Below are 335 nucleotides of genomic sequence, written 5' to 3'. Positions count from 1 at the left end.
GATGTCGAAATCATCGCCATCAGTGCAGAAGGAAAAAGAAAAGAAGAGAAGTGGGAGAGAAGGGAGGAGGAGGACGAGAGAAAAAGAGGGGAGGAGAAAGAAAGGGGGAAAGGGGAGAGGAAGGAAAAGAAGTGTGCCGACGCATCCTCCAAGCCCTGGTTCAGAGAGAAGGGGAAGGAGAAGGGAGGGGAAGAAGGGAAAGAGAGGAAGAGGAAAAGGAAGAAAGAAAGGGAAAAGAAGGGAAAAGAGGAGGAGGGAGAGGGAGGGAAAAAAAAAAAAATAAAAGGAGAAGAGAAGGGTGGTAAGAGTATTTATTTTCTGGTACCTTCCCACCT

The 335-nt window shown here is 47.5% G+C and carries 1 protein-coding gene; it reads left to right on the top strand.

Annotated elements, in window-relative coordinates:
* The coding region (locus tag BTM36_RS28230) for a hypothetical protein (protein WP_217349514.1) at positions 1 to 335 on the top strand (335 nt) is incomplete at both ends.

It is taken from the genome of Herbaspirillum sp. VT-16-41 (assembly GCF_001994935.1).
Classification (GTDB): domain Bacteria; phylum Pseudomonadota; class Gammaproteobacteria; order Burkholderiales; family Burkholderiaceae_D; genus Herbaspirillum; species Herbaspirillum frisingense.
Note: the sequence above shows the minus strand (reverse complement) of the source record. Positions and strands in the feature narration are given on the sequence as shown.